The 23,422-nt window shown below is 61.4% G+C and carries 13 protein-coding genes and 1 pseudogene; 10 read left to right on the top strand and 4 right to left on the bottom strand.

Annotated features, from left to right (window positions below; genetic code table 11):
- Positions 1 to 97: 97 nt before the first annotated feature.
- Together AWB69_RS38785 and AWB69_RS38780 are read left to right on the top strand one after the other, a co-directional pair.
- Positions 98 to 1,135 (top strand): AraC family transcriptional regulator, encoded by a 1,038-nt coding sequence (locus AWB69_RS38785; protein ID WP_062092080.1) that lies wholly within the window; start codon positions 98 to 100, stop codon positions 1,133 to 1,135.
- A gap of 295 nt (positions 1,136 to 1,430) precedes the next feature.
- The gene (locus AWB69_RS38780) at positions 1,431 to 2,582 is read left to right on the top strand and encodes an acyltransferase family protein (RefSeq protein WP_062092079.1); all 1,152 of its coding nucleotides are present in this window, start codon (positions 1,431 to 1,433) and stop codon (positions 2,580 to 2,582) included.
- A gap of 186 nt (positions 2,583 to 2,768) precedes the next feature.
- Here AWB69_RS38780 and AWB69_RS38775 read toward each other — a convergent pair whose 3' ends face one another.
- On the bottom strand, positions 2,769 to 3,656 hold the full coding sequence (locus AWB69_RS38775; RefSeq protein WP_062092078.1) for an SDR family oxidoreductase: 888 nt from the start codon (positions 3,654 to 3,656) through the stop codon (positions 2,769 to 2,771).
- Positions 3,657 to 4,464: 808 nt separating this feature from the next.
- Here AWB69_RS38775 and AWB69_RS38765 point away from each other — a divergent pair.
- From AWB69_RS38765 to AWB69_RS38750, 4 genes are all read left to right on the top strand, one after another.
- Positions 4,465 to 7,275 carry a PAS domain-containing protein gene (locus AWB69_RS38765; RefSeq protein ID WP_197500415.1) on the top strand — a complete coding sequence of 937 codons (2,811 nt, stop codon included), beginning with the start codon at positions 4,465 to 4,467 and terminating at the stop codon, positions 7,273 to 7,275.
- Positions 7,272 to 8,912 carry a CHAT domain-containing protein gene (locus AWB69_RS38760; RefSeq protein WP_062092075.1) on the top strand — a complete coding sequence of 547 codons (1,641 nt, stop codon included), beginning with the start codon at positions 7,272 to 7,274 and terminating at the stop codon, positions 8,910 to 8,912. The genes AWB69_RS38765 and AWB69_RS38760 overlap by 4 nt, the downstream gene beginning before the upstream one ends.
- Before the next feature lie 84 nt (positions 8,913 to 8,996).
- Positions 8,997 to 9,746: a lysozyme family protein gene (locus AWB69_RS38755; protein ID WP_062092074.1), complete on the top strand. Its 750-nt coding sequence runs from the start codon at positions 8,997 to 8,999 to the stop codon at positions 9,744 to 9,746.
- 107 nt (positions 9,747 to 9,853) lie between these two features.
- Positions 9,854 to 13,078 (top strand): CHAT domain-containing protein, encoded by a 3,225-nt coding sequence (locus tag AWB69_RS38750; RefSeq protein WP_062092073.1) that lies wholly within the window; start codon positions 9,854 to 9,856, stop codon positions 13,076 to 13,078.
- Between the two features lie 14 nt (positions 13,079 to 13,092).
- Here the strand turns inward: AWB69_RS38750 and AWB69_RS38745 are convergent, their stop codons facing one another.
- Together AWB69_RS38745 and AWB69_RS51120 are read right to left on the bottom strand one after the other, a co-directional pair.
- On the bottom strand, positions 13,093 to 13,869 hold the full coding sequence (locus tag AWB69_RS38745) for a hypothetical protein (RefSeq protein ID WP_062092072.1): 777 nt from the start codon (positions 13,867 to 13,869) through the stop codon (positions 13,093 to 13,095).
- A gap of 348 nt (positions 13,870 to 14,217) precedes the next feature.
- Positions 14,218 to 14,343, bottom strand: a pseudogene (locus tag AWB69_RS51120) (IS30 family transposase); the annotation flags it as partial.
- Between the two features lie 290 nt (positions 14,344 to 14,633).
- On the opposite strand from AWB69_RS51120, the gene uvrA reads away from it, so the two are divergent.
- A complete protein-coding gene (gene uvrA, locus AWB69_RS38740) occupies positions 14,634 to 20,471 on the top strand; it encodes an excinuclease ABC subunit UvrA (RefSeq protein WP_062092071.1) in 5,838 nt (1,945 codons plus the stop codon).
- Here the strand turns inward: uvrA and cynS are convergent.
- Positions 20,465 to 20,914 carry a cyanase gene (gene cynS / locus AWB69_RS38735; protein WP_062092070.1) on the bottom strand — a complete coding sequence of 150 codons (450 nt, stop codon included), beginning with the start codon at positions 20,912 to 20,914 and terminating at the stop codon, positions 20,465 to 20,467. The two genes, uvrA and cynS, sit on opposite strands and share 7 nt — an antisense overlap.
- A gap of 91 nt (positions 20,915 to 21,005) precedes the next feature.
- Here cynS and AWB69_RS38730 point away from each other — a divergent pair, with 91 nt between their 5' ends.
- The 3 genes from AWB69_RS38730 (at position 21,006) to AWB69_RS38720 (ending at position 23,312) form a co-directional block, all read left to right on the top strand.
- Positions 21,006 to 21,410 (top strand): ACT domain-containing protein, encoded by a 405-nt coding sequence (locus AWB69_RS38730; RefSeq protein ID WP_062092069.1) that lies wholly within the window; start codon positions 21,006 to 21,008, stop codon positions 21,408 to 21,410.
- A gap of 85 nt (positions 21,411 to 21,495) precedes the next feature.
- Positions 21,496 to 22,776, top strand: a complete 1,281-nt coding sequence (locus AWB69_RS38725) for a DUF445 domain-containing protein (RefSeq protein ID WP_062092068.1) — start codon at positions 21,496 to 21,498, stop codon at positions 22,774 to 22,776.
- Positions 22,777 to 22,835: 59 nt separating this feature from the next.
- Positions 22,836 to 23,312, top strand: a complete 477-nt coding sequence (locus AWB69_RS38720) for a nuclear transport factor 2 family protein (RefSeq protein WP_062092067.1) — start codon at positions 22,836 to 22,838, stop codon at positions 23,310 to 23,312.
- Positions 23,313 to 23,422: the final 110 nt, after the last annotated feature.

Here is a 23,422-nt window from a genome sequence, read left to right as displayed (position 1 = left end):
GGTACGTGGGTGCTAGTATTTACGAATTGCTTATCCTGATGAATGATCAGGCATCCAGATTTCTTGTGCAGGACGCCGTATTCAACGGACACTATTCATGGACGCCGTTTCCGAGGTGCTTCGCGCGGTGCGCCTGAGCGGAGCGGTGTACCTCAATGGAGAGTTCAGTGAACCGTGGTGCGTGATGGGGCAGGGAGATGCGGCCCTCTATGCGGCTTTCCTGCCGTTATCGGAACGCGTGGTCTCCTATCATCTGATCACCGAGGGGCGCTGTTGCGCGCAGCTCGCTGGCAATCAAGGCTCCGCGATTCACCTCAATGCCGGCGAACTGCTGGTGGTGCCGCAAGGCGAAGCGCACATTCTTGGTAGCGATCTGGCGCTTTCCCCCGCGTCGGCGGCGCCTCTGCTCGCCAGTCAGTTGCAGACAACGCCGGGCCAGGTGATGAAATTGTCTTACGGAGGCGGTGGAGCCGGCACGCGTCTTATCTGCGGCTTCCTGGCCTGCGACAACACCTTGAGCAACCCGTTGCTTTCCTCGCTGCCGCCAATCTTCAAGGTCGATATGCGCAACGATCCGCGCTCGGCATGGCTGGAGTCGGCATTGCAATTCGCTGCGGCGGAGGCGAGCGATTGGCGGGCCGGCAGTGCCATCGTTCTCGCCCGACTGTCTGAGCTGCTGTTCATCGAAGCGGTCCGCCGTTGCATCGATACCCTGCCTGCGGACCGGAAAGGGTGGCTGGCGGGTGTGCGCGACCGGTTCGTAGGTCGTGCGTTATCGATGCTCCACGCGCAACCCGCGCACGCCTGGACCGTCGATGAACTCGCGCGAAAGGTGGGCTTGTCGCGTTCCGCGTTGGCGCAACGATTCACAGACCTGCTGGGACAGCCGCCCATGCAGTATCTGGCGCGTTGGCGCCTGCAGGTCGCGGCGCAAGAACTCCTGACCGGCAGCAAGTCGCTCGCCGCGGTGGCCGAGCAGGTCGGCTACGAATCGGAAGCGGCATTCAATAGGGCGTTCAAGCGGGAATTCGGAACGCCGCCGGCGTACTGGCGAAAGAACCAGGCGGCGGCAGATGCTGCCGGCGCGGCCGTTAATCCGGTTGGCCCCGTTGGCGAGCCAAGGGCAGCCGCTTAAGGCTTGGCTCGCCCGCCCCGGTCGTTCGCCATTGATGATGCCCTTCGCTCAGGCTCTAGCCGCTAGCACTTGGTCGCATCGACCCCGTCAACACCTGAGCACGCAGGCAAAAATTACGGCTGCCCGAGCTGTGCGCATCGGCAATAAGGTAAGAAAGTATTAGAAAGTTATACAGCGTTAATTGTCTAGTGAATCAGCCATTAAAGTTTCCTTTACCGACTAATTAATTTGGTAGAGCGTGGCAGCTGAAGGTCACGTCATTCGCCATTAATTCGGACTGCGAGGTATTTATCGGATGAATGAAACAAGCCCTTTTCACGGCCGCCATTATCCTCAACTGGATGCATTGCGCGGCATGGCCGCCCTGATGGTCGTCATTAACCACTTCGTACTGGTCGGCCCGCTCTGGTGGATACCCAAGTCACCCATGCGTGTGCTGGCGCTTGGCCATGAAGCGGTCATCCTGTTCTTCATACTCAGCGGATTTGTCCTGACCCTTCAATTAATGTCGGATCGTCGAATGACATATCGCGACTATGTGATCAGGCGGATTTGCCGGATCTACCTGCCTTACCTTGCCGTGCTGGTTGCCGCTTTTTTTGCCATTACCCTGATCAATATAGAACCGGTCAAGTGGGCAGGTTCATGGTTCAACGATATCTGGACCGGATCATTCTCCGGCAGCGAAATACTGGATCATTTGTTATTTATCGGACAATACAAAGCCAATCGCGTGCTTCCGGTCATCTGGTCGCTGATCTACGAGATGCGCATTTCATTGATGATGCCGTTGGTCGTGTATTGCGTCAGCCGCTTTTCCGGGCGCGCTTGCCTGGCGGCGGCCCTGTTCATTTCCATGGTGTCCTTCCTCTTCGCGATGGGGAGAAATGCGGACGAGGCCAGCAGCCCAAGCTTCAGCGGCGACTGGGCAATGACGGTGCATTACCTCGGCATGTTCATTGTCGGTGCGGCGCTGGCGCGCCACCGCGCGCGCTGGCAACGCTGGCTCGCGAAGGGTAATCGGACGATGTTTGTCCTCGCCGCTTCGCTCACGCTCTACTTCCTGTCGCGCTCGGTGATGTCGGTTACGTCGAGTGCGATCGGCCAGTACATTTTCGATTGGTGTGTGGTGGCGGGTGCCGCGGGCATTGTCTGCACGGCAATCGCATCGAGGGGTTTCACGCGGGTGCTGGCCAAGGGTCCGGTCGTATTCCTCGGCACGATCTCCTACAGTCTGTATCTGACCCATACCGTCGTTCTGCTTGCAGTGATCCATCTGATGCCTGCTTCGGGCTCGGCATGGCGGGCGATCGTGACGGCGGCGGTGCTGGTGATTCCCGTTGCTGCCATCACTCATTTCGTGGTCGAACGCCCGTCGATCCTGCTGGGTAAATTCCTGACGGGAAAAAACGTTACCGCGTCCTCGCGAGCGAACCAGACGTCCTGACGCCGGGCCCTCAGGCTGCCTCCAATGTAACCGGCCTGTTCAAGCGTCCACGCGTCGGCGCTGCATGCAGCAGGGACGTCCTAAGGCATCTGCACCCCGAGGCTTCCGGTTGAGCCGGATAGCCTCCGGGCGCTCCGGCAACCACAGGCCTTTAAACCCAACGCGCCGCCAGCCGCACCCTCAGCCTCAAAAATACCCCGCCTGTTCCATATCGGCGATCAACCCGGGCTGCTTCGGCTCCCACCCCAGCAGTTCCCTTGTCCGTTGGCTTGTGGCCGGGGCGTCCAATCCCGCGAATATCCCGAACCAACCGAAGTGTTCGTTCGCTTCCGCAGGGGTTTTGCTGACGACCGGCAGGTTCAGGTGGTGCCCGATCACGCCGGCGATGTCCTTGAACAGCACACCCTCTTCGGCGACCGCGTGATAGCGGGCTCCTGCGGATCCTTTCTCGAGCGCCAGCCGGTAGACCCGGGCAGCATCGAGCCGATGAACGGCGGGCCAACGGTTGAAGCCATCGCCCAGATAGGCCGAGACGCCTTTGTCGCGTGCGAAGCCGATCAGGCGCGGCACGAATCCATGATCGCCATTGCCATGGACCGACGGCGGCAGGCGGACCACCGATGCGCATACACCGCGTGCCGCGAGCGAAGCGGCCGTCACTTCTGAAGCACGGGGATAGACGGCGGAAGTCGGCACAGGTTCGTCCGCCTCGGTTGCCGCCCGGCCCGGCGCGAGGAGGGCGACCCCGGAGGTAACGAGCAGGGGGCGCCCGGAGCCCGCGAGCGCGGTGCCCAGTGTCTCGATGGCAAGCCGGTCCATTTCGCAGTTCTCGGCGAATTTCGAGAAGTCGTGGTTGAAGCCCGTATGGATCACGCCGTCCGCGGCGGCCGCGCCGCTTTGCAGGCTGTCGAGATCCTCGAGCGAACCGCGATGCACGTCCGCTCCGGTCGCGGCAAGCGACGCCGCCGAGGCATCCGAGCGGGCCAGGCCGAGCACGGTGTGCCCCGCGGCGAGCAGTTCCTGAACCACGGCGGAGCCGACAAAGCCGGTCGCACCAGTAACGAATACACGCATGGAGATCCTCCAGATCAACGATGAATGGAGGCTACTCTCGGCGCATAAACTATCCGGGTAAAGTAGTGACGTTATTCGGGTATACCGATTAACAGGATGATCGGCGCCGGTACGAATGCCTCCAACGCTCCCGGGTTACGCCTGTCCTCCGCAATCAGTCGAAAATTCGGGTTGTCGGCGAAAGCAAATTGGCTTGCTGACCATAGGCACGCGAGAACGATGAATGCCTTGAGAATATCTCGCCTGCAGTTCACGAATCCTCCCATTCTTCATCTTTGTGTCGTCGTCCCGCGACCGCATTGATTAACGCTTGCTGCATCCGAATGCTCCAGATGATCATGAGACGCTGAAAAAGTAGCGAAATTGCTTGTGGGCTTCTCCTCCTGCGCGACAGACGGCGGACTTCGGGGATGTTCCAAACGGTGACAGGGACAACAGCCTTCCGCAACGTTCCGAGGCCTGGCTGGAGGCAGCGTCGAAGGGAGCCTGAGTCGGGCAACATGTTCACCAATTGTTTTGTGTTGTCAGGGTGGCAGCAAGCGCCGTGCGGCGTCGCAAGACTCAACTTTGTCCGATACCGACCGGAGAACTGTCTACGATAAATGTGAAACGTTTGCTTCCTGTCGATCCTTACCGCCGTTACCGCCGTGTCCGCCGTCGCAAAACGCGTTCACTCAAACGTTATGCATAACAAACTTTTTTTTAGGCGCAGTTTTATTTGCCGGCCGCTGCAGGTCTGGCCTGTTGTGGAATGACTGAAAGCATCTGGCTGGCCAAGCGCGAAAGTAAAAAGACAGGCGGAGATAGTATGTCAATCAATCTAGAAGCGCAGACCCGTGCGCGGCGTAGCCGTGGCCTTGTGAAATCAGAATTTGTTGATTCGCTCATGGTGTCGGGAGCTACTTACGCGGTTATTGATCTAGACGCCAGGGTCGTACGGGCGAGTGAAGCACTCCAAACAATGATCCCGGGGATTGCAGGCAATTCCATCGTCGATGTCTTCCAGGTGGATAGCGCGCTCCTCCTCGGGCATGACGCTCCCTATCGTACTGTTCCAGGCATGTATGCTAATGCACGCGGCGAAAGCGTGCCCGCGATGCTTCAGGCCATGGTGGAACTTCCGGACACCGGTCACCGGCTTATCCTGGTGACCGACGGTGCGCCATTCCGGCGGGCGGAGAGTCAGCGCTTCGATTCAACGCCTTACGCGATCATGCGCGTGTCACCGGATGGCATCGTACATTTTGCCAATGCTGAAGCCTATAACCTGCTCTCACTCATGCCTGGTGACGTGACAGGCCGTCCGCTCGAGACGCTCTTCGAGGGGTGCGACGGCGCGAACATTGCGCGGCAGCTCGAGGAGTGCCTGCGGACACTGGAGCCGGTGCCGGTGAATGTGTCGCTGTGCAATCGGACGGATAACCGAGAGCAGGTTCGGCTGCTGCTGACGGCTGACCTCACCGCTGATCATCGCCCGCTCGGCGCGCTCGTCGTTATCCAGTCCACGTTGCTCGAACGCGTCCGGGACGAAATAGCGAAGCTCGCACATGACCAGACCATCCCGTCGTGGGAACAGCGCCTTGAATCGATTATCGAGAGCATCCGCAAAGTCTTCGATTTCGATCATGCGAACTTCGGCATCTACGCCGACGACGTCAGCGTGTTCAGAGCCTTAGCCATTTTCCCGCGCGATCGCATGAAATGGACCGAGCGATGGTTGAGGCTGCCGGAGAATATCCTGCCGTGGCTGGAAAGCGGCAAGACCGCGGTGCCAGATATTAATAGATTCCTGAAGGACTACCCGGCACTGGCGACCAGTGAAGTAGCGCAGATGTATGTCAGCAAGCACATGCGTTCTTCGGTGACGCTGGTCGCGAGGGGCGCGAAAAACCTCCCGACCTCAGCACTTTCGTTCTCGTCCAAGCATGCGGGGAGGTTTGGCCAGGCGCACGTCGACTTGCTGCGCGATCTGGATCTGGAGCCGGTGCTGATCCGAATCGAAAATGAAATTCGTTCCGACCGTGAAGCATTGGCGGCGCGCCTGCGCAGCGATTTGGCAAAAGCTCCGTCCCTGCCGGACATGGCACGCGATATTGTCGACCAGATAGCTATTAGTTTCAGATGGGATTTTGTCGCGCTATTTCGCGTCGACAGGCACATGAAGCAGTTCGAACTGTTTTATCACAACCCGTGCAAGAAGGCTTTTGAGCTGGACACGGCTTATTTGCAACCGATCGAACAAGGCATGCTCGCGGCCACGCTGCGCGAAAAGAGCACGCTGATTGTCAATGACATTGACGAACCCGGTGTCGAGCAGTTCAACTACATCGGCCTTGGAAGACCCGCGCGATCCGCGATGACCATTCCAGTCCACCTGAACGGGCGCATTCGCTGGATCTTGAACATTGAGTCAAAAGTCGCGCATGCTTTCCATGGTCCTGACCGGGAGGCAATCGAACGCCTGACGGAGTCGATCGAGGAGGGTCTGAAGCAGCGAACGCTTGTGGAAATCAACAAGCTCGTCCTCAGGGAAACCGAGCAGGGCGTCGTGACGGTGGGCATGGACGGCATGATCCTCGGCACCAACGCGGTGGCCGAGAGTCTGCTCGGGAGGCCGGGCAACTCGGCAGGCGGCTCGCAACGGGAGTTTTTCAGCATGTACGCGTCGCCGGATGATCCGCGCGCGGTCGATGTGCTCAAGGGTCTGGGCCGGACCGAAAAGCGGCGGATTGAGCTCGTTGGCGACGACGGTGAAATAAGGCCGGTCCTGGCGACGCGCAAGGCGCTCGACGAGAGCTTCGATGCCGCACTGTGGTTCCTGATCGACTTGCGCAGCGACAGGTGGACGGTCGATCTGCGGTTCCTGCGCGAGACCGTCACGGACGTCGCGCAGCAGACGCGCGCGCCGCTTGCCCTTGCGTCGTCGCTTGCGCGCCAGTTGATCGGGCTCGCGACCACGGGCCGTGACGCGACGGAATCCGGCGCGCCGGCGTCTGCGCTGCCCAAGAAAGAAGATCTGTCGACGCGGCTGATTGCCGAGATCAACAAGGCAGACATCACGTTCGAGCGGCTTGCCGAGAACCTCAATATCCGGCGCAACCCGGCCGGGAACATGCAGCGTCTCGATCTGCGTTTCTGCATCGATTCGGTCATCGACGGGCTGCCCAACCGCGATCGCGACCGTATCGACAAGGTCAGGCCGGAGACACCGGTATTCGTGAACGGCGACCCCGACCGGCTCATGTACGTGGTGCGCTCGATCATGGCGCATCTCATGCGCGTCGCGGCTGATGAGAATGCACGCGTCTGCGTCGCGCTCTCATTGCAGGGCAGTAGCGCAACGCTGGTACTGGCGATCGCCGACTGCCCGGGCGCCGGCGTTGAAACCGATGGCGACGACGCGTTCCTCGCGAACGCACGGCCGGACGCGCTATGGCGCGCTTACAAAGCCGCGCGCGGCGACGCCAGCCTGGGACTGAGCGCCGTGCGGCGCGTGATCAAGGCGTATGACGGCTCGTTGAAGGCGCGCGCGGGCGACGCTGAGCCGGGTGATCCCTCGCCGCCGTGGGTCGCTTTTCGAGTGATCCTTCCCATTGCAGAGCGGAGCGTCCAGCCATGAGCACCTTATCCGAGCAGGCGGTCGAGATCGCCCTGATCACTGATGACAACGGCACCGCCGAGCTGATCGATTCCGCTCGCGAGGATCTGACTCACCACATGGGCGATCATGAGGAATTAAAGCGATTCATCGGATCCCACGTCACCCGATGGGCGTCGGCGGCGACGGCAGAGTCGAAACTTGCCGCCATGGAAAAGGACGAGAATCCCGAGCTCATCATCCTCGACATTTTGATTCGCAAGGAGACACGCGGCGGCAATCCGGGCAACGGCATGGCAGGGATCGCGCTGCTCGACTGGCTGGGCAAGGAGAAGCCCGATGTTCCAGTGATCGTGCTCGGGGCGCAAGGGGTTGAAGGTCTCGAAGGAAGGCTCCTGGATCGCTCGCACATTGCGAGCCTTTCGATCGGTAACAGTGATCTCAACGGCGCATTCGTCAAGGCTTTGTCATCATTGACAAGCAGCGCTGGGTCATCGCGCCGGCGCATTACGGTTAGGGTGGGTCACTACAACGCGCGCTATTCGATCAGGGACGGGTATCGGAAGTTCAAGAGCGGATCGCTTCCCTATGCCAACCACGAATTCCTGGAGGAACTCGGAAGAAGGACCGATGCGTTCAAGCCTTCCGATCCGCGGTGGCAGGAAATCGTTCGCGAACTCGGCGACGCGGTGTTCAGTTCCGTCATTGCCGGTACTATCGGGCCGCATATTCTCACGCAGATGCGCCAGCGTGCGCCCGGGGGAGGCAAATCGCCTTCGAACGTGGATTTGCGCTTTGAGATTTTTGTTCCTCGCAACGAACTTGCGATGTTCTTCGGCGTGCCCTTCGAACTCGCCAAACCGCCCGAGGATATCGACAATTACCTGTGTACCCGCGTTCCGATGGCGCGCCGGATGCGCTTCGAGGACGAGGACGAGGAAGATGAAGATGAAGATATCGGGCTCGGGTCGGATCTCATGCCGCCGCTCTACAGAAAGATGCGCATGCTTTTCATCAACGCGAGCTTTGAGGGAACGGCGGTTGCGCAGCACGAGGTAACAGGCGACCGGATCCGGCTGGAAGTGGGCCGGCTCGAGAACACGGCGGCCGAACTGAGAACCGTAAGAGAGTTTGCGACGGCCGAAGGCGGTGATGTTCTGGAGTCGCCGACTGTACTGGGCGGTGGGTCGAGCCGCACCAGCGCCGACAAGCTGCTACACCAGATCGAAGATCAGGTGACGACGGGGAAGTTCGATATTGTCCATTTTGCCGGGCATTCGGTGACGCTGCCCAATGGGGGCGGGACCTTCCTGATTCTTCCCGGCAAGAGCGGCGAGGGAATTGCTGTATCCGTCCGCGAGATTGCCGAATGGATCAGACAAGGGGGCTCCGATCTGGTGTTCGTGCTGTCTTCGTGCAGCGGCTCATCGCTTCGCACAGCGATAGAGACCATGCGCGCCGGAGCAAAAGCTGCGCTTGGCTTTCGCTGGGACGTGAACGACCGTGCGTGCGTTGAGTATTTTCGGCGATTTTATACGGAATATCTGCGCCATAAAAAAACCCTTCCCGAAGCTTATTGCGAAGCATGCCGAAGGATTTCACTGTCTCAGCGAGGGGTGCCGATCTGGGCTTCTGCCGTCGCAGTCATGAGAGACTGAAAATACCTTCTCGCCAGTCAGTTCGGCTTCATGCCATGCAATAAATACTTAGTAAAACATATCAATTAGCCTGATGGATCCATCATGGAAAATTTCGACCAACTACTCCTCGAAACGATCAATACCCCGGGCCTCCTGGGCGTCCCTGACATCGACGACGAGCGCAAGCAATTCGAGGCTGATCATCCCCAAGCGCCGCAGCGTCTGCTCGGCCCGGTACCGACTATCTCGGATCGCGCAATCCAGTTGATCATCACGTTCGAAATAACGAGCGAGGCTCTTTATGAAAAGCTTTATCAGCGGCCGACCTGGCCCGCCGGCAAATCGGGCGTGACTATCGGCATAGGGTATGACCTTGGTTACGTGCAGGCCGCGCAAGTTGGTCGGGACTGGACAGCAAGCCTCGGCGCGCCGGCGGTACAAACCCTGTCGCTCGTATGCGGCTTGACCGGCGAAGCTGCCCATCAGGCATTGCAGAAAGTGACGGCGGTCGATGTGCCGTTTGCAGCGGCGAGCGCGGTGTTCGAGCAAACATCGGTGCCGCGCACCACGGCCGAGACAGCCGGCGCGCTGCCAGGCTCCGACGCATTGTCGCCCGATTGCCTGGGCGCGCTCGTTTCGCTCGTCTATAACCGCGGTCCCTCTTTTAGCGCCGATGGTGATCGCTACACCGAGATGCGCGCGATCAAAGCGGACGTCATGCAAAAAAACTTCGCGGATATTCCTGCTCAACTTCGTTCCATGAAGAGGTTGTGGGAAGGCGATCCGAACGCGGTCGGCCTCCTGCGACGGCGAGAACTCGAAGCCTTGTTGTTCGAGCAAGGCTTGTCGTAACGCTGCTGCGCCAGGCAGAGAAACAAGCTACGCGGGTGTCGGACCGTCTCGGACCCGCAACACCAACATGAACGACGCATGACCACATGCCTAATGGGGAGACAGATATGCCGATCCGTCCAATTGCGGGTACGAAGCTCGATTATTTCCTGATCATGTTCGATGAAAACGGCGCTGAGCGGCCGGAAGAAGACATGGGCATGCTCAGTGACGCCGTGCGCAAGCGGCTGAACGACCGGAGTGCGCCCGTCACTGACGTCTTCGTGATGGCTCACGGCTGGATGGGCGATGCCACGAGCGCCCAGGAGCAGTTCGACCGGTGGACTGCAGCGATGCTTTCCGTCAATGAAGACATCGGGAAAATGAACGCGCGCAAGCAAGGCTTCGCGCCCCTGGTGATCGGCCTGCACTGGCCCAGCCTGCCGTGGGGCGTCGAGGATGCCCCGGCCGCCGGGACGGCGGTGCTGTCGACGGACAGCGATAACAGCGCCGACATCGCCGCGATCGCTTCACAGCTCGCAGATACCGACAAAGCGAGAAAGGCTATTGCGGAGATCTTCGCCTTTGCGGACCGTGCGCGTTCGGCCGTGTTGACGCCTGATATCGTCGATGCTTATGCCGTGGTGTTCCACGAATCGCAACTGCGGGTCGGGAGCCTGCGCGGCCGCCCGGGTTCGGATCAGGAGGCGTTCGACGCGCCATCAATCGTCGAGCAGGCGCGACAACAAAGCAACCCGGGCGGGGCGGGGCAGCAGGTGTTGAGCAGCGGCATTGCGGCGACGATCAAGGACGCGATCCTTGCGCCGCTGCGACAGTTGTCATTCTGGAAAATGAAGGACCGGGCGCGCGTGTTCGGCGAGAGCGGCGCGCACGCATTGCTCGGCGACCTGCAGGCTGCGGCGCCCGATGCCGCGTTTCATCTGATGGGCCATAGCTTCGGCTGCATCGTCGTTTCCGCAATGGTCGCGGGTCCCGAAGGCGCCAATGCGTCGCCGCTGGCTCGCCCGGTCGATTCGCTCTTTCTCGTGCAGGGCGCCTTGTCGCTGTGGTCATACGCCACCGACATTCCCTACGCCCCAGGAAAGCTCGGCTATTTCCAGCGCATTCTGAGCGAGGGCCGGGTTCGCGGGCCGCTCCTCACCACGCGGTCGACGCACGATTCGGCCGTCGGCCGTTTCTATCCGCTCGGTGCGCGGCTCAAAGGGCAGGTCCTGCTGGGCGAGACGTATCCCGAGTACGGCGGTATAGGCGCGTTCGGCATACGCGGTAGCGCGGGTGCGCAAGATATGGTCATGCAGACCAGCGACTTCATCTATGTGTTCGAGAACGGCTGTATCTACAACCTCGATGCCAGCGACGTGATCAAGAACGGCGATGGCCCCGCCGGCGCGCACAGCGACATCGCCCACCCGGAGGTGGCGCACGCGTTCTGGGGGGCGGTCCTGACGATGAAAGGCACGGTGGCATCGGCCGAACCCGCGCCTGTGACGGCGGGTGGCGCCGGCGCCATTCCCCCCGCAAGCGCGCAGCCGCCGGCAGCCGGGGCAGCCGCAGCCCCGGTTCCAAAGCGCAAGCCCGGGCTGCTGGATATCGACGTTCTCCCGCGTGAAGTCGGGACGGCCGCGAAGATAACGAATTTGGGCCAGGACCCGGCGCATCGCGGTGTCCGGATTCTGGGAATCGATACCGCAGCCGACGCGCCGGCAACGCGCGGCAGCGCGCCTGAGCTGCCGCCGCTTGCAGAGCGCTGGATCAACGCGGACTTCGAGGGAATAGATCCGGCCGAGCCGCTCGTCAAAGGCAACTGGTACACGTTGGCATTCGACATTGACACAGTGCGGAAGATCTCCGCTCAAGCGACGGCCTTGGCTGAAGAGGGCGTGTTCGCACCGGGTGTCAACGAGGTCGTGCTCACGGTTCAGGTCGATACTCAGGACTTCGATCTTTCCGGCCGTACCAGCCAGATGCGGTTACCGCGCGTGGGAAAGGCGCATACCAAGGCGCGCTTTGACGTTTCGCCGCTAAAAGATGGCCCATGCACGATGAAGGCGACGATTCTCAAGGACGGTAACTTTATCCAGCAGATGGACCTCAGCTTCAACATTGGTCAGCCGAGGCCGGAGCAGCCGGACGAGGTTCCATCGCGCGGGAGGGCGTTCGGCAGCGCGGGGTTGCTGGAGTCGAGAGACCTCGGACTTCTGATAAAACCGAGCGACGGCGGCTACGATTGCACCGTATGGGGCGCGGTAGCGGCAAGCGCGCACTTGCCTATCACGCCCGCGTATCTGGACGACGCCATCCGGGTTGCCCGCAGCCAGCTGATGCAGGTCGTGATGCAGCGCGATGGGGCGGGTAACTATCCATTCCAGTCCGACGAACCTATATCGAAGGAGTCGACCGCGCTTGCGCTGAGGACCATGTCGTTCGCGGGCGCGCTGCTGTTGCAAAGGCTGTTTTATGCTCCGGGCGCCGGCCTCGATTCCAAAGCCGTGGGCGATGTGCTGCGCCGTCTCGCCGGAGAGCGCACGTCGCGCCTCAAGCTGCAGATCATCGCAGAGAGCCTGCCGGTGCCCTGGGGCTTGCTCTACGTGGGCGATGTGTCCGACCCCACCAAGCTCGATTGGGACAACTTCCTCGGCATGCGTCACGTGATCGAACAGATTCCATTGCAGAATCCAATGAGAGTGACGGACCGCCGCATTAGCACCCATCCGGTTCTCGCGGTCAGCGTCAACCTGAACGATGACATCGACGCTCAGATGGACTGCGACTTCGTCAAGCAGCAGCGCGCCTACTGGTGCCCGACCGAGCGGATAAAAGTGATCTCGAGATCGACCTCGCAAGAGCTTGTAGCGGCGCTCAACGATGTCAACAATACCGATCAGATCCTCTACTTCTACGGTCACGCAGGGTCCAACGGCCTCACCGATCCAGGCGGCCCGGGCAGATCAAGCCTTGCGCTGACCAACAGCGCGGTGACACTGGACGAACTGACGTTGACCGCGCCCGCCACTGTGCAACTGGGCGGCAACCCGCTCGTGTTCATCAACGCGTGCGAATCGGCCGAGATGTCGCCCATGTTTTACGATGGATTCGCACCTTACTTCATGAGCAAGGGAGCCCGCGGTGTCATCGGTACGGAATGCAAGACGCCTGCTTACTTTGCGATGTTGTGGGCGCAGCAATTCTTTGACATTTTTCTCAAGGGCGAGCCTCTAGGCACCGCATTCCTGGACCTGCGGCGCAAGTTCCTGCTAGAGCAAGGCAATCCGCTCGGCCTGCTCTACGCGGTGCATTGCAATGCCGATACCACTGTGGACCCCGCGATATGAAGCCGCGGGCGTATTCATATGTCTAGTTGGCTGACATAGTCGGTGCTGTATTTGAGCACCTTTTTCCTTAGGTCGTCGGCGATGGTGTCTAGCACATCGCCGTTGATCGCGGCCGTCGAGCTGGTGCAGACGAACTCGACGGCGCTGACATGCGCCTTGAAGAACAGCACTTGATCGAGGGTTGTCGTCGCCTTCAGCAAGAACGCCATGAGCGACACGCGGGATTGTCCGTCCGGCGTTTGCTCCACAAGCGCCATTTGGAAATTCGATGCATTCGCCCGGTTCGTCTCGCGACCGAAGATCTTGATCCAGGGTGTGCTGGAGTCGACGCTCGCCATCGCGTTCAAGGTGGTGACCACAAGCACAAGCGCCGTTGTTCCGGGGCCGAGAAGTAGCGACGCCACCTGGAGTATCGCCTGATGCGCTTCGAATTCGGTGCTGCCCTGGACGGTCTGCGTGTCCGTCTTTGTCTCAATGGTCCATCCGAGATTCGCGAGTACCGCGCAGTACGCGCGGTACCACTCGGTGACGTTTTTCGGATCGACTTGCTTTTGCTTGAGCACGAGCTGCGCGAGCAAGAGCGAGTTCATGATAGCTGTGCGCCGGTCGGCCGACACCCCCTGCGCAAGCGTGAGCACACCCGAACCAACAACGACGGCCTGATTCTGGTTTTGATCGAACGAGGGTGTGGTGTCATCTAGCAAGCCGTACGTCGGAACGAGCCGTTTTATGTCGGACAGGTCAGTACTGAGCAGGAAAGTTCGTGCGCCTTCAACGGAAGCCTGTGTCATGGCAATCTCCTCGCGCGCCGGCAAGCTTATGCAGTCATCGGATTGTGTGCGTGGTCTAGCGTTGCAATTCAGAGTAGTCGAAAAATCATGCGAACAAAAGATTGACAGGGCTACGACCGAAGTGACCAGTCCCAATGCAGTGGTTCGCAAACGACCGTCGGGGAGAATCGGGAATACCTATGAGATAGAGTCCGGTGGCGGATGGAACGTCACCAAGGGCTCAACAGTTGATTGCGATGGCAACGCCGACAACGGGCACGACAGGTGCGTACACGCTGATGGGGACGGCGCTTGGAGATGTCTTTAATGGCACCCATCCATTTCTTTGCCTTGGTCGTAAGTAAAGCCGGGAATCTGTCCGCGCCGGTCTGTGCCTCGTTGTACGCGACATGCGCGTGCTGTGGCCGTGACGCAGGCAGGCTGACGGCGCAGTTCGCCACGCGGCTGGGTGTAGATGGTTTCGTGCGAGACGTCAGATTTGTTTGTGGGCGGTCCATACAGCGTCGACACGTCCGAGGAACAGTTTTCTTTGTCGAAAACGGCCAAGTCAGATTTGTTTTGACCGGATCAGGTTTCGATTGAGCGTCACCACGACCGTTTTTCACCCTCCCGGGTCCTGTCGAAAACACTGTATGGGTGTACAGTGTCGACTTCATCGGCTGTTATCTCGCTAATGCGCGTCGAACGGCGGCTTCCCAGCGCGGGCCACGCTTCGCCCAAGCGCACTGGCGGACGATCTAACTCATTGAACCGGTTAGGAAAAATTGGCATCCAACAACGCAATCCGCATTCGCGGCGCTCGCCAGCACAATCTCAAGAACATCGATCTGGACCTTCACACAGGTCAGATGACCGTGGTGACCGGTCCTTCCGGCTCGGGAAAATCGAGTCTTGTGTTCGATACGCTCTATGCCGAAGGCCAGCGTCGCTACGTCGAAACGTTCAGCGCGTATGCGCGGCAATTCCTCGACCGGATGGACCGTCCGCAAGTGGATCGCGTGGACGGCGTGCCGCCGGCAATCGCTATCGACCAGACCAATCCGGTGCGCAGTTCGCGCTCGACCGTCGGCACGATGACCGAGCTGAACGATCACCTGAAGCTGTTCTACGCACGCGCCGCCGAGCTCTTCGATAAAAAGACCTCGCATCAGGTCCGGCACGACACGCCGGAGACCATCTACGTCGAATTGCTCGAGCGCACGAAGGCGAACGATCCGCGCATTGCGATCACGTTTCCGGTGGAACTGCCCGAGTCCGCCAGCGACGACGAAGTCGCGCAGTGGCTTTCCGCCAGCGGCTATACGCGCGTGCAGGCAAAGCGGCACGTGGACGGCCGGCAAATGCTCGACGTGGTCGCGGACCGGTTCCGCTTGCTGAACACGGAGCGGTCGCGGGCGCTGGAGGCCATTGAAAGTGCGTTGCTGCGCGGCACGGGCCGCGTCAATGTCTACGTGCTGCCGGAGCCGGGCGCGGAAGACGCTGACACTCTCATCGACACGCCAACGTGGCGCTTCTCCACCGGCTTGCACAGCCCGGAAAGCGACATCCGCTACGCCGATCCGCAACCCGCGTTGTTCTCGTTCAACTCGGCGTATGGCGCGTGCGAAACGTGTCGCGGCTTCGGCCGGGTGATCGGCGTGGATCTCGGCCTCGTGATGCCCGACGAACGCAAGACGCTGCGCGGCGGCGCGGTCAAGACGCTGCAAACGCCCGCATGGAAAGAGAATCAGGACGACCTGTTGCGCTACGGCGCGAAAGCGGGAATCCGGCTTGGCGTGCCCTGGAGCGACCTGACGCAGAAGGAGCGCGACTGGGTGATCAACGGTTCGCCCGACTGGTCCGGCAAGTGGCAAAACCAGTGGTACGGGGTGCAGCGTTTCTTCGATTACCTCGAATCGAAAGCGTACAAGATGCACATCCGCGTGCTGCTGTCGAAATACCGCAGCTACACGAAATGCCCGACGTGCGAGGGCGCGCGCCTCAAGACCGAAGCGCTGTTATGGCGTCTCGGCACGAAGGAGCAAGCGGACGCCGTACTGAAGCCGGCCGATCGTTTCCTGCCCGCGGGCGTGGCGTGGACGCGCCCGCAACTCGAAGCGCTGCCCGGTCTCACGCTGCACGACCTGATGCTGATGCCGATCGAGCGCATCCGCCGCTTCTTCGACTCGCTGACCTTGCCAAGCACGCTGCTCGACGACGCGCTCAAGCTCCTGCACAACGAAGTCCGCACGCGCCTGAAATATCTCTGCGATGTCGGCCTGGGTTACCTCACGCTTGATCGCCAGAGCCGCACGTTGTCCGGCGGCGAAGTGCAGCGGATCAACCTGACGACCGCGCTTGGCACGTCGCTGGTGAATACGCTGTTCGTGCTCGATGAGCCGAGTATCGGCTTGCATCCGCGCGACCTGAACCGCATTGTCGAAGCCATGCACCGGCTGCGCGATGCGGGCAATACGCTCGTGGTGGTGGAGCACGACCCGTCGGTGATGCTCGCGGCGGATCGCCTTATCGACATGGGTCCGGGGCCGGGCGAACGCGGCGGCGAGATTGTCTATGACGGTTCGCCGAACGAAATCGAGCATAGCGATACGCTGACGGGTGCGTACCTTGGTGGCCGCAAGCATGTTGCGCATGCATCGAACTGGCAGCGCCGCGCAGTCGATGCAAAGACGCCGCGGCTCGTGCTCGAAGGCGCGACCCAACACAACCTTCGCGATGTCACGGTCGAGATCCCCTTGCAGCGGCTGGTGTGCGTGACGGGCGTGTCGGGGTCGGGTAAATCGACGCTGATCCAGGACGTGCTCGCGCCCGCGTTGCTGCGTCATTTCGGCAAGGCGACCGAATCGCCGGGCGCGTTCCGCGCGTTGAAGGGCGCCGATACGTTGAGCGAAGTGATCTTCGTCGATCAATCGCCGATCGGCCGCACGGCGCGTTCGAATCCCGCGAGTTACGTCGGCGCGTTCGACGAGATCCGCAAGCTGTTTGCCAAAGCGCCGCTGGCCGCGCAACGCGGTTATAGCGCAGGCATGTTCAGCTTTAATTCCGGCGACGGCCGTTGCCCGACTTGCGGCGGTTCGGGCTTCGAACACGTCGAGATGCAGTTCCTGAGCGACGTCTATTTGCGCTGCCCGGATTGCGATGGACGGCGGTATCGGGCGGAAATCCTGGATGTGCAGATCGAGCGCGGCGGCAAGTCGCTCAGTGTGGCGGATGTACTCGACCTGACCGTGAGCGAAGCCGTTGCGTGCTTTGCGAAAGACAAGGAAGTGCTGCGGGTGTTGCAGCCAATTGTTGATGTCGGGCTGGAATATGTGAAGCTCGGGCAACCGGTTCCTACGCTCTCCGGCGGTGAAGCGCAGCGCCTGAAACTGGCGGGTTTCCTTGCGGAAACGGCGCAAGCGAGCGGCAACCAGCCGGGCCGCCTGTTCATGTTCGACGAGCCCACAACGGGCCTGCATTTCGACGATATCGCCAAGCTGATGCAGGCGTTGCGACGCCTGTTGGAACGCGGCCATTCGCTGATCGTGATCGAGCACAACCTCGACGTGATTCGCGCGGCCGACTGGATCATCGATCTCGGTCCGGAAGGCGGCGACGCGGGCGGCATGGTGGTCTGCGTCGGCACGCCGGACGATGTTTCGGCATGCGAACAATCGCATACCGGCAAGGCGCTGCTCGACTACGAAGAAGCCATGGCGCCCGGCGCGGCGCAGAAGCGCGCAGCAGGTGTTCCGCTGCAACTGGCCGCTGAAGTCGCGGCGGCGCGGCGCGCATTGCAGGGCGAGGACGTGGTGCGGATTGTCAACGCGCGTGAGCACAACCTGAAGTCGCTTGACGTCGATATCCCGCACGGCAAGTTCAACGTGATCACGGGTGTTTCGGGCTCGGGCAAGTCCACGCTGGCGTTCGATATTCTCTTCCACGAAGGCCAGCGCCGTTATCTGGAATCGCTGAATGCGTATGCGCGTTCGATCGTGCAACCGGCCGGACGTCCTGAAGTCGACGCCGTCTATGGCATTCCGCCGACGGTGGCCATCGAGCAGCGTTTATCGCGTGGCGGCCGCAAGAGCACGGTCGCGACCACATCGGAAGTCTGGCACTTCCTGCGGCTGCTGTACGTGAAGCTTGGCATGCAGCATTGCGTCCACGACGGCGCGCCGGTGACGGCGCAGAGTCCCGAATCGATCGTCGCGCAGATCATGCGGGATTTCAAAGGCCAGCATATCGGCTTGCTCGCGCCGCTCGTGGTGAACCGCAAGGGGATCTACACGGACCTCGCGAAGTGGGCGAAAACACGCGGACATACGCATTTGCGCGTGGACGGCGAGTTCCTTTCCGTCGATCCGTGGCCGAAGATCGATCGCTTCAAGGAGCACACCATCGAGTTGCCGGTCGGCGACCTGGTCGTCAGCGCGAACGATGAAGCGGCGCTGAAAACGATGCTGCTGGAGACGCTCGAACTCGGCAAGGGCGTGATGCATCTGCTGGCGCCGCTCGATGACCTGCATGGTGCGTTGAACGGCGGCAAGAAGGGGACGAAGCACGTTGGCGAGATCCGCGTGTTCTCGACCAAACGCGCTTGTCCGGTCTGCGGCACGAGTTATCCCGAACTCGATCCGCGCATGTTCTCGTACAACAGCAAGCACGGCTGGTGTCACACCTGCGTGGGCACCGGCGTCACGTTGACGCGCGAACAGCGCGAAGTCTACGACGACACCGTGATCTCCGACGACGGCCGCGGCCGCGAGCAGACGATTCCATCGGCGCAACAGGAACCGGACGATGTGGGTGACCAGCCATGCCCGGATTGCAACGGCACGCGCCTGAACGAAGTCGCGCGGGCGGTGACATTCGGCGATCAGCCGATAACGGAAGTCGGCCGCTGGACGGTCAGCGCAACGCGTGGCTGGATCAGGAGGCTGAAGCTCAAGGGTCGCGATGCGGATATTGCCCGCGACGTGGTCAGTGAAATCGAAGGCCGTCTGCTGTTCCTCGAGGAAGTCGGCCTCGGTTACCTGAGCCTGGATCGTGCGGCGCCCACGCTGTCGGGCGGCGAAGCGCAGCGCATTCGCCTTGCCGCGCAACTTGGCAGCAACCTGCAGGGCGTCTGTTACGTGCTGGATGAGCCGACTATCGGCCTGCATCCGCGTGACAACAAGATCCTGCTGGACGCACTGAAGAAGCTCGGCGACAAGGGCAACACGCTGGTGGTGGTGGAGCATGACGAGGACACGATTCGCCGTGCGGATCACATCATCGATATAGGCCCGGGTGCAGGGAAACGCGGCGGTACGGTCGTGGCGCAAGGCCGCGTGGCCGATCTTGCGGCGCAGCCTGATTCGCTCACGGGCCAGTATCTGGCGAACCCGATCCAGCATCCGTTGCAAGCGCGTCGCGACGTAAAAACCGCCACCGCGAAGCGCGCCGCCACGCCCGGGAACTGGCTCACGGTTCACGGTGCAACGCTGCACAACCTGCGCAACGTCACCGCGAGCATGCCGCTCGGCCGCCTGATTGCGATCACGGGCGTGAGCGGTTCCGGCAAGTCCACACTTGCTCGCGATGTGCTGATGACCAATCTGCTCGATGCCGTGGGCCGCTCGGTTCTGTCGTCGCCGGCGACCCGCCGCGCACGCAAGACCGCGCAAGCCGACATGCCCGCGCGCAACCGGTCGAGCGTGTTGTCGCGCGAGGCGCCGCGCGTGAAGTTTGACGTTACGCATCGCTGGCAAGGGTGCACGGAGGTGACCGGGTTCGAGACTATCGACCGTGTGCTCGAAGTCGACCAGACGCCGATCGGCAAGACGCCGCGCTCGTGTCCGGCGACATATATCGGCATGTGGGACACCATCCGCAAGCTGTTCGCGGACACGCTCGAATCCCGTGCACGGGGTTACACGGCATCGCGCTTCTCGTTCAACACCGGCGAAGGCCGCTGCCCGGCTTGCGAAGGCCAGGGCGTGCGCACGATCGCCATGAGCTTCCTGCCCGACGTCAAGGTACCGTGCGACGTCTGCCACGGTCAGCGCTTCAATCCGGAAACGCTGGCCGTGACGTGGCGCGGCAAGAACATCGGCGAAGTGCTGACAATGGAAATTGACGAGGCCGTCGAATTCTTCTCCGCGATGACAAGCATCTCGCATCCGCTGCAACTCATGAAGGATGTGGGGCTGGGTTATCTGACGCTTGGGCAGCCATCGCCAACTTTGTCAGGAGGCGAAGCGCAGCGGATCAAGCTGGTGACGGAGTTGTCGAAGGTCAGGGACGATATCGGCCGGCGCGGGCAGAAAGCGCCGCATACGCTGTATGTGCTCGACGAGCCCACCGTGGGCCTGCACATGGCCGACGTCGCGAAGCTGATTCGCGTGCTGCATCGGCTGGTGGATGGCGGGCATTCGGTGGTGGTGATCGAGCACGATCTGGACGTGATCGCCGAAGCCGACTGGGTGATCGATCTCGGACCGGAGGGCGGCACGGAGGGCGGGTCGATCGTGGCCGCGACCGATCCGGATACGCTCTCGAAGAATCCGCGCAGCCACACGGGCGCCGCGCTGCGGCCGGTGCTCGAGCGCGGGGCTATCCCAGCCGAGGAGGTTCAGTAACTCTTGTAGGGGAGGAATTTCCCCGATAAGACCACGTTGACCCGGTCCCCTTTGGGATCGGGCTCGCGCTGGATATCCATCGAGAAATCGATCGCGCTCATGATGCCGTCGCCGAATTCCTCGTGGATCAGTTCCTTGATCGTGCTCCCGTAAACGCTCACTATTTCGTACCATCGATAGATCAGCGGATCGGTCGGGACGGCGGTCGGCAATGAGCCTTTATAGGGCACAATCTGCAGCCAGGCGACGGCTTCGTCGGAGAGGTCGAAGCATGCGCCGACGACTTCGGCCTGTGCTTTGGAGAACGTCATCTGTCCCAGGCAGCCTGCCGTCACCCACTCCTTGCTCAAGCCGACTTTCTCCGCCACGTCGGCCCATTTCAGACCTTTGCTCACCTTGGCGGCGAGAATCATGCGAGTCACTTCGCTGCGATCGGAAATCATTTCGCGTCACTCCTGAAGGGATTGTTTCAGCGAGTGTATCGACCGATCGCGCGGCTGGCTGGTGGACAAAAAAACCTCGGGATAGACAAACATGACCAACCCCATCACCGACCTGAACACGCTGCTTGCGTCCATGTCGCCCGAACTCCAGCCGGGCGCGTACGTGTACGCAACCGTGCCTTTTACCCATGACCTCGGAAATATCATCCCCCTCGCGACGTTCCGCGAACGCGAAGGCCTGACGATCATCGTGGAGGAGGGCGAGGCATCGGGAGCCGGCATCCAGCCGCTTTTTCGCGCCGCCTGGATCACGCTGACGGTTCACTCCGACCTCCAGGCAGTTGGCCTGACTGCAGCCTTCGCCACTGCTCTCGGCCGAGCAAACATCAGTTGCAACGTGGTCGCCGCGGCGTACCACGATCACATCTTCGTGCCGATCGAATCCGCCGGCGCCGCGATGGTTGCACTGCAGCAACTCCAGCGCGAAGGACTCTGAGCTGCCACGCCACGGTCATTCACTTGCCTCTCGTGTCACTGGTATGCTGGCGGCCTTATTCCACCAAGAAAACCACCGGACCAAGATGGCAACGCAGGACAAAGCACTCGCACTCAAGAAGATGAAATGGTTCGCCGCCGGCCTGCTGGTCGCGGCGGCCGCATTATTCCTGCTCGCCAGGAGCCAGCACGACGCCGGCGCCTGGGCGTGGGTCTCGGCTTTCGCCGAAGCCGCCATGGTGGGCGCGCTGGCCGACTGGTTCGCTGTCGTCGCGCTGTTTCGCCACCCGCTCGGGCTGCCGATCCCGCACACGGCCATCCTGCCGGCGAACAAGGCGCGCGTCGCCGACAACCTCGCGGAATTCATCCGCGACAAATTTCTCAGCACCGACGCGCTGGTCGCCCGCGTGGACGCCTTCGATCCCGCCGGCCGTCTCGCGGTCTGGCTGGCGGAACCGGCGAACGCCGCGCTGCTGGGCGCAAAAGCGGTCGCGGCGGCGGGCCAGATGCTCGATTTCGTCGATGATGAACGCGTGAAGTCGATGCTCCACGAAGCCCTGCGCCGCCGCGCCGAACAATTCGACCTGGCCGGCGCGGTGGGCGGATTGCTGTCCACGCTGACGGCGGATCGCCGCCATCAAATGCTGCTCGACGAAGGCTTGCGCGAACTCGCGCAATGGCTGGATGGCGAGGAAGTGCAGGCGCTCCTCGCGGCCAAGATCCTGGACGTGGCCGGAGAGGAATATCCGAAACTGATCGGCATGCTGGGTTTTGTGGGCATGAGCGCCGAAGACCTCGGCAACAAGTTCGCGGGCGGCCTGGTGCGAGGCGCGAACAAGTGGCTGCATGACATTGGCGACAATCCGGAACACGAGCGCCGTCAGGCTTTCGACAGGACGGTAGAGGGATTCATAGAGCGCCTGAAGACGGACCCGGCGTTCCGCGCGCGCATCGACCAGCACAAGCGTGAATGGCTCGAGCGCCCGGAATTGCGCACCTACGTGAATGGCTTATGGGACGAATTCAAGGACTGGCTGCGCCACGATCTCGCGCAACCGGATTCCACGCTGCACAGGAAAGTGACGGGCGCGTCGGCGTCGTTTGCAGCCGCGCTGGGCAGCGACCCGGCGTTGCGAGCATCCATCAACGAGCACATGCGCGACGCGCTCAAGTCGCTCGCGCCGGACCTGCGCGACGGCATTGCCGAGCATATTGCCGCGACCGTGCGCAACTGGGACGACGCCACGCTCGTGCGCGACGTGGAACTGAGCGTAGGCCGCGACCTGCAGTTCATCCGCGTGAACGGCACGCTGGTGGGCGGTGCGGTCGGTCTGATCATTCACGCAGTCTCCACGTTCATGGTTTAAGCTGCGGAATCAAATCCTTGTAGCCGCGGTCAGCTAATTTCCTCTAGAAGAGACCGAACATGACGGACCCGAACGCCGCGTTGATCCAGCGCTTCTACGAAGCCTTTCAGCGTTCCGACGCCGAAGCAATGGCGGCGTGCTACGCGCCCGACGTGCAGTTCAGCGATCCCGTGTTCGGCGTGCTGCGAGGCCGCGAAGCGTCGGACATGTGGCGCATGCTGATTTCGCGCGCCGCGGAATTCTCGCTGACCTTCAGCGACATCCAGACCGTCGGCCAGACGGCAACGGCGAACTGGGTTGCGACCTATCGTTTCACGCAGACCGGGCGCACGGTGGTCAACCGTATCAACGCGCGTTTTGCGATTCGCGATGGCCTGATTTTCGAGCATCGCGACAACTTCGATCTCTGGGCGTGGAGCCGGCAGGCACTGGGGCTCAAGGGCCTGCTGCTCGGCTGGAGCTCGTTCGTGCAGAACAAGATCCGTGCGCAGGCGCGCAAAGGTCTCACAGCGTACCGGCAGCAACCAAAAAAATGACCCGCCTCGAATGTCCGGCCAGTGAAGGCTGTCTCAACGATGAATGGCTCGAAGCCGACGCGTTTGGCGGATTTGCATCGGGCACGGCGGGCACGGAACGGACCCGCCGG

Source organism: Caballeronia udeis (assembly GCF_001544555.2).
In the GTDB taxonomy this organism is placed as follows: domain Bacteria; phylum Pseudomonadota; class Gammaproteobacteria; order Burkholderiales; family Burkholderiaceae; genus Caballeronia; species Caballeronia udeis.
This window is presented reverse-complemented; position numbering and strand designations above follow the sequence as displayed.